This is a genomic window from Pseudomonas sp. HMSC063H08, from assembly GCF_001813645.1.
Taxonomy (GTDB): domain Bacteria; phylum Pseudomonadota; class Gammaproteobacteria; order Pseudomonadales; family Pseudomonadaceae; genus Pseudomonas; species Pseudomonas aeruginosa.
Genome location: NZ_KV813369.1, coordinates 25,510 through 32,487 on the forward strand (window position 1 = coordinate 25,510; position 6,978 = coordinate 32,487).

Annotated in this window: 8 protein-coding genes; all 8 read left to right on the forward strand. The window is 66.7% G+C overall.

Going from position 1 to position 6,978, the window contains the following annotated elements; translation table 11 throughout:
• The coding region (trbB, locus tag HMPREF2924_RS05780) for a P-type conjugative transfer ATPase TrbB (RefSeq protein ID WP_070700411.1) at window positions 1-810 on the forward strand (810 nt) is incomplete at its 5' end.
• Window positions 807-1,190, forward strand: coding sequence for a TrbC/VirB2 family type IV secretion system protein (locus HMPREF2924_RS05785; protein WP_023124817.1), 384 nt, complete (start codon window positions 807-809; stop codon window positions 1,188-1,190). The genes trbB and HMPREF2924_RS05785, both read left to right, overlap by 4 nt.
• Window positions 1,187-1,456: a VirB3 family type IV secretion system protein gene (locus tag HMPREF2924_RS05790; RefSeq protein ID WP_023087386.1), complete on the forward strand. Its 270-nt coding sequence runs from the start codon at window positions 1,187-1,189 to the stop codon at window positions 1,454-1,456. Before HMPREF2924_RS05785 ends, HMPREF2924_RS05790 begins: the two co-directional genes overlap by 4 nt.
• Window positions 1,457-1,471: 15 nt before the next feature.
• The gene (trbE, locus tag HMPREF2924_RS05795) at window positions 1,472-3,922 is read left to right on the forward strand and encodes a conjugal transfer protein TrbE (protein ID WP_023124818.1); all 2,451 of its coding nucleotides are present in this window, start codon (window positions 1,472-1,474) and stop codon (window positions 3,920-3,922) included.
• Complete coding sequence (gene trbJ, locus HMPREF2924_RS05800; protein WP_023087388.1) at window positions 3,919-4,647, forward strand: P-type conjugative transfer protein TrbJ; 729 nt, start codon at window positions 3,919-3,921, stop codon at window positions 4,645-4,647. Before trbE ends, trbJ begins: the two co-directional genes overlap by 4 nt.
• Before the next feature lie 11 nt (window positions 4,648-4,658).
• Window positions 4,659-4,952: an EexN family lipoprotein gene (locus tag HMPREF2924_RS05805; protein WP_023124819.1), complete on the forward strand. Its 294-nt coding sequence runs from the start codon at window positions 4,659-4,661 to the stop codon at window positions 4,950-4,952.
• Window positions 4,949-6,316 carry a P-type conjugative transfer protein TrbL gene (gene trbL, locus HMPREF2924_RS05810; protein ID WP_023124820.1) on the forward strand — a complete coding sequence of 456 codons (1,368 nt, stop codon included), beginning with the start codon at window positions 4,949-4,951 and terminating at the stop codon, window positions 6,314-6,316. The genes HMPREF2924_RS05805 and trbL overlap by 4 nt, the downstream gene beginning before the upstream one ends.
• Before the next feature lie 12 nt (window positions 6,317-6,328).
• On the forward strand, window positions 6,329-6,978 hold a 650-nt coding region (gene trbF, locus HMPREF2924_RS05815; protein ID WP_070700419.1), incomplete at its 3' end, for a conjugal transfer protein TrbF.

The following is a 6,978-nucleotide window of genomic DNA, read 5'->3' on the forward strand; positions in this document are numbered from 1 at the left end:
ATCCGCCTGGTCGCGGCCCACGTCGGCGCGGAAGTGCATCGCGGTCAGCCGCTGTTGACCGCCGAGCTGCCGGAAACCGGCGAACGCTTCGAGGGCATTCTGCCGCCGGCCGCTCCTGGCCCAGCCTTTGCGCTGCGCAAGCGCGCGGTCGGCGTCATTCCGCTGGAACGCTACGTCACCGACGGAATGATGACTGCTGAGCAGGCTGCGTTCCTGCGTGACGCGGTACGCGAGCGGCAGAACATTCTCATCGCCGGCGGCACCAGCACCGGCAAGACGACCTTGGCAAATGCCTTGCTCGCCGAGATCGCTGCCACCGGCGACCGCGTGCTGGTGCTCGAAGACACCATCGAACTGCAATGCGCGGCGCGCGACCACGTACCGCTGCGCACGCGCGCCGGCGTCGTGTCGATGACCGAGCTGGTGCGCGCCACGATGCGCCTGCGCCCCGACCGCGTGATCGTCGGCGAGGTACGCGGCGGCGAGGCGCTGGATCTCATCAAGGTGTGGGGCACCGGCCATCCCGGCGGCATCGCCACGATCCACGCCGGTTCCGCGCTTGGGGCATTGCTGCGCCTGGAGCAACTGATTCTCGAAGTGGCCGTGAACCCGCCGCGGGCGCTCGTCGCCGAGGCGGTCAATGTCGTCATCCACATCGCCGGCCGTGGCCGGCGCCGTCGTATCGAGAGCATCGCCCGCGTCTTTGGCTTCGACGGCGTGGGCTATCGCCTGGCAGATGCGCTGGAGCAGCCGCTTCCAGAAGTGCCGCTTTCTTCCCCGTCCCCTAACCACCTTGGAGAACTGCCATGACGCAGACGCACGCCCATGCTTTCCGCTTTTCCGTAAATCCGGTTTCCATCCCCGCACGCCTGCGCCGCCTGGTCGGGCCGGCGCACCACGGCCTGTTGTCGGCGACCGTCATGCTGGCGACCGCCGGCACGGCACAAGCCGCCGGTTCCTCGATGCCCTGGGAAGGGCCGCTGCAATCCATCCTCGAATCTATCCAAGGGCCAGTCGCGCGCATCGTCGCGGTCATCATCATCATCGCCACCGGCCTCGCGCTTGCGTTCGGTGACACCAGCGGCGGCTTCCGCAAGCTGATCCAGATCGTGTTCGGTCTGTCCATTGCGTTCGCGGCATCGAGCTTCTTCCTGTCGTTCTTCAGTTTCTCCGGCGGGGCCGTCGTATGAGCACGGCCACCGACCTGCCTGGCTTCGAGGTGCCTCTGCATCGCTCGCTGACCGAGCCGATCCTGCTGGGCGGTGCGCCGCGCACCGTGGCGATCGCCAACGGGACGCTGGCCGCGGCCGTGGGCTTGGGCCTGCAGCTCTGGATTCCCGGTGTCGTGCTCTGGATCGTCGGCCATTCGCTGGCGGTGTGGGGTGCGCGCGTCGATCCGCAGTTCATGCAGGTGTTCGCCAAGCACCTCAAGCACAAGCCGCTGCTGGACGTGTGACGGGAGGACGCCGCAGTGCTCAACCTCGCCGAATACCGCCAGCGCCCGGCCTTGCTCGCCGACTGGCTGCCGTGGGCCGGCCTAGTCGCGCCGGGTGTCGTCTTGAACAAGGACGGCAGTTTTCAACGTACGGCGCGGTTCCGTGGACCTGACTTGGAAAGCGCAACGCAAGGCGAACTGATCGCCAAGACTGCGCGCCTAAACAACGCACTGCGCCGCCTCGGTGCCGGCTGGGCGCTGTTCGTCGAAGCCGAGCGCCGGCCGGCGGCGGACTATCCGCACTCGGACTTTCCCGAACCGCTGTCGTGGCTGGTGGACGAGGAACGGCGCGCGACCTTCGAGGAATCCGGCAACCATTTCGAGAGCGGCTATCACTTCACGCTGCAATACCTGCCGCCGGAGGAATCCCGCGCCCGCGCGGCCAAGCTGCTCTACGAGAACACGCCGACCGCCGGCGTGGACTGGCGTGAACACTTGACCGCGTTCGTCGCCGAAACCGAACGCATCTTCGACCTTCTCGATGGCGTGATGCCGGAGATTGCGTGGCTGGACGACAGCCAGACGCTGACCTACCTGCACGCGACCGTCTCGACGCGGCGCTATCGCATCGGTGTTCCCGAGGTGCCTTTCCATCTGGACGCGCTACTGGCCGATTCGGCACTGGTCGGTGGCTTGGCGCCCACGCTGGGCGACCAGCACCTGCGCGTGGTGTCGGTGCGCGGCTTTCCGACCTCGACCTGGCCGGGCTTGCTGGACGACCTCAACCGCCTGGGCTTTGCCTACCGCTGGAGCACGCGCTTCCTCTGCATGGACAAAGCCGAGGCGGAAAAGGAACTGGGCCGCCTGCGCCGCCAGTGGTTTGCGAAAAGGAAGAACGTCGTCGCGCTGCTGCGCGAGACGATCTTCCAGCAGGAAAGCCCGCTGGTCGATACCGACGCCAGCAACAAGGCCGCCGATGCCGACGCGGCCTTGCAGGAATTGGGCAGCGATCAAGTCGCGTTCGGCTATCTCACCGCCACGGTGACGGTGCTCGACGCCGACCCGGCCGTGGCCGACGAGAAGCTGCGCATGGTGGAGCGCGTCATCCAAGGGCGCGGGTTCGTCACCATCCCCGAAACCCTCAACGCCGTGGATGCGTGGCTATCGTCCATCCCTGGCAACGCCTATGCGAACGTGCGCCAGCCCATCGTCTCGACGCTGAACCTGGCGCACATGATGCCGCTGTCGGCAGTATGGGCCGGGCCGGAGAAGAATGACCATCTGGACGGCCCGCCGCTGATCGTCACCCGCACCGATGGCGCGACGCCGTTCCGGCTGTCGCTGCACATCGGCGACGTGGGGCACACGCTGGTCGCCGGCCCGACCGGCATGGGCAAGTCGGTCTTGCTGGCGACGCTGGCCTTGCAGTTCCGCCGCTATTTCGGTTCGCGGATCTTGTCGTTCGATATGGGCCGCTCGATGCGCGCCACCATCCTGGGCCTGGGCGGCGAGCACTACGACCTGGGCGCCGATGGTGGCATCGCGTTCCAGCCGCTCGCCCGCATCGACCATGAGGGCTACCGCTCCTGGGCCGCCGAATGGGTGGAAGGTCGCCTGCTGCATGAAGGCGTGACCGTCGGCCCGGACGAGAAGGTGGCCATCTGGTCGGCGCTGGGCAGCCTCGCCGGTGCGCCGCAGGAACAGCGCACGATGACCGGGCTTTCCGTGCTGCTGCAATCGAACGCGCTGCGCCAAGCACTCGCGCCTTATGTCCTGGGCGGCGCGCACGGAAAGCTGCTGGACGCCGACCACGATAGGCTTGGCATGGCCGGCGTGCAGGGCTTCGAGATGGAAGAACTGATGCACAGCCCCGCCGCCGTGCAAGCGGTATTGCGCTACCTGTTCGCCCGCTTCGACGAGCGTTTCGACGGTGCACCAACGCTGCTTATTCTCGATGAAGCGTGGCTGTTCCTCGATGAACCGTCTTTCGCGGCCCGCATCCGGCAATGGCTCAAGACGCTCAGAAAAAAGAACGTCAGCGTCGTCTTCGCCACGCAATCGCTGGCCGACATCAAGGATTCGACCATCGCGCCAGCGATCATCGAAAGCTGCGCGAGCAGGATTTTCTTGCCTAACCCGCAGGCCACCGAGCCGCAGATTCGCTCGATCTACGAGGGCTTCGGCCTCAACAGCCGGCAAATCGAGATCGTCGCCATCGCGCAGCCCAAGCGCGACTACTACTACCAATCGCGCCTCGGCAATCGCCTGTTCGACCTCGACCTAGGGCCGGCCGCGCTCGCGTTCGCGGGCGCATCCACACCGCAAGACCAACGCGACATCGACCGCGTGCTGACGCAGGCCGGCGCACCCGGCTTCGCCGGCGCGTGGCTGCGCCATCGCGGCCTCGATTGGGCCGCCGACCTGCTGCCGTCCGCACCATCTGCCGCGTCCTTCCTCGCTCCCCAACCACAGGAGATTTCGCAATGAAGATTCGCCTTCTTTCCCTCGCCATCGCTGCGTTGATCGGTGTCACGTCCACCGCGCAGGCGCAATGGGTCGTCGTCGATCCAACCAACCTCGTGCAGAACACGCTGACCGCGGTTCGCACGCTGGAGCAGATCAACAACCAGATTCAGCAACTCCAGAACGAAGCGCAGATGCTCATCAACCAGGGGCGTAACCTGGCGAGCCTGCCGTTCAATGTGGTCAACCGGCTGCGCTCAACGCTGGCGACCACCCAGCAACTCATCGCGCAGGCGCAAGGGCTGGCGTTCCAGGTGCAGAGCATGGACCAGCAGTTCGCGCGCCTGTACCCGGAGCAGTACGCCGCGACCGTGAGCGGCAACCAGATGTACCAAGATGCCCACCAGCGTTGGCAGAACACGCTCGAAGGCTTGCAGACCGCGATGCGGATGCAGGCGCAGGTGTCGCAGAACGTGACCGAGGACGAGGGCGTGCTGACCGATCTGGTCGGCCAGAGCCAGTCGGCCACGGGCGCCTTGCAGGCCATGCAGGCGACCAATCAGCTTTTGGCCTTGCAGGCCAAGCAGTCCATTCAGGCGCAGCAGCTCCAGCTCACGCAGGGGCGCGCGGTGTCGCTGGAACTGGCGCGTCAGGCCGCCGCCGTCGAACGTGGCCGTGAGGTGACGCGACGCTTTCTCGGCACCGGCACGGCGTACACGCCGCAGTCGGTCAACTTCTACGGCAACTGACGGGCACGGCCATGAAGCACGCGCCCGTCCTGTTTGCCTTCGTGTGCCTGCTGGCGGGTTGCGACCGGCGGCAGGCGCTGTCGGTCGATGCACTGGCCGCCAATCCGACACGGCTGCACGCGCTGCGTGCGCAGTGCCGGCATGGCGAACATGACGGCGCGTTCTGCGCACAGGTCGCCCAAGCCGACCTACGCCGTCTCCTCTCCGGCCAAGCCGGCCCGGACGAATATCAGACGCTCGCCGATCTGCCGCCGATCCCGGCCAGCTTCGACGGCCCCGACGCGCCGCTGGAGGAACGGCCATGAACGACGTTTCGATCATCGACCACTTCCTCAACGTCTTTTCCGCCTACATCGACTCCGGCTTTGGCTTGCTGCGGGGCGAGGTCGCGTTCCTGACCGCAACGCTGGTGGCGATCGACATGACGCTCGCCGGCCTCTATTGGGCGCTCGGCCACGCTACCGGCCAAGGCGAGGACGTGATGGCGAAGCTCATTCGCAAGGTGCTCTACGTCGGCGCCTTCGCCTACATCATCGGCAACTTCAACATGCTGGCGAGCATCGTGTTTCGCTCATTCGCCGGCCTGGGCCTGACGGCCACCGGCTCGACCTTGAGCATGGAGACGTTCCTTCAACCGGGGCATCTCGCCAAGACCGGCATCGACGCCGCCGCGCCGATCCTTGACCAAATTAGTGAGATGGCCGGCTTCCCCGAGGTGTTCATCAATCTGACGCCCATCGTTGTGATGTTCCTCGCCTGGCTGGTGGTCATCCTCTGTTTCTTCGTGCTGGCGGTGCAGCTTTTCATCACGCTGATCGAGTTCAAGTTGACCACGCTCGCCGGCTTTGTGCTTGTGCCGTTTGCGCTTTGGAACAAGACCGCGTTCCTCGCCGAAAAGGTGCTTGGCAACGTGGTGTCGTCCGGTATCAAGGTGTTGGTGCTGGCCGTCATTGTCGGCATCAGTACGGGCTTGTTCGCCGAGTTCCAGGTCACGCCCGATGAACCTTCCATCGATCATGCGCTGGTCGTGATGCTGGCCTCGCTCGCCATGCTCGCGCTCGGCATCTACGGGCCGGGCATCGCCACGGGCCTTGTGTCCGGCTCGCCGCAGCTCGGGGCCGGCGCGATGGCTGGTGCGGCGCTAGGCGCGGCGGGAACAGCCGTCGCTGTCGGCGCTGCCGCTACCGGCGTTGGCGGTGCTGTTGCTGCTGGTGCTCGCATGGCGCCGGCCGCCGCCAGCGCCATCGGCAGCGGCGCCCGTGCCGCTGCTTCGACCGCGACCGGCGCGCGGTCGGCGTTCCAAGCCGGTTCCGCCGCCGCCGGCGGCGGCGCGAAAGGCGCAATGGCTGGCCTGGGCAATGTTGCTAAGACCGGCGCGCAAGCAGTCGGCCAGAAGGCCACCGCGGGGGTGCGCTCAGTTGGGCAGCGCGCAGCCGCCGCGTTTCGCTCGGACGGCGCGGGCGCCGCCGCATCCGGTGCCAGCGCATCCGGTCAGGCCGCGAGCGAAGCACAAGCCAACACTGCCGAGCAGTCGCAGCCCGCCTGGGCCAAGCGGCTGCACCGCCGTCAACAGATCGCCCATGCGGCGACCACTGCCGCGCACACACTGCGCGGCGGGGACGGCGGTGGCTCGGCGCAAGGCCCAAGCCTGGGCAATTCCGATTCTTGAGGAGAACGAGCCATGCGATTCAAGCGACCGCAGGTGCGCTACGCCGATACACCGCAGCCTGCCACCCCGTATCAAGCCGCCGCGCAGGTGTGGGACGAGCGTATCGGCTCGGGCCGCGTGCAGGCGAAGAACTGGCGACTGATGGCCTTCGGCTGCCTCGTGCTCGCCCTGCTGATGGCAGGCGGCCTAGTCTGGCGCTCGGCGCAGTCCATCGTCACGCCCTACGTGGTGGAGGTGGACAAGACCGGCCAGATTCGCGCCGTCGGCGAAGCCGCCACGCCATACCGACCGGCGGATGCGCAGATCGCCTACCACCTCGCGCACTTCATCACGCTGGTTCGCTCGCTCTCCATCGACCCGATCGTCGTGCGACAGAACTGGCTCGACGCCTACGACTACACCACCGACCGCGGCGCGGCTGTGCTCAACGATTACGCCAGCAAGAACGACCCGTTCGCCCGCGTCGGCAAAGAATCCGTGACGGTGCAGATCACCAGCGTCACGCGCGCCAGCGATTCGTCATTCAACGTGCGCTGGACGGAACAGCGATTCATCAATGGCGCACCGGCCGGCACCGAACGCTGGAACGCCGTGCTTTCCATCGTCCTGCAAACCCCGCGCACCGAGCAGCGCCTGCGCAAGAACCCGCTGGGCATCTACGT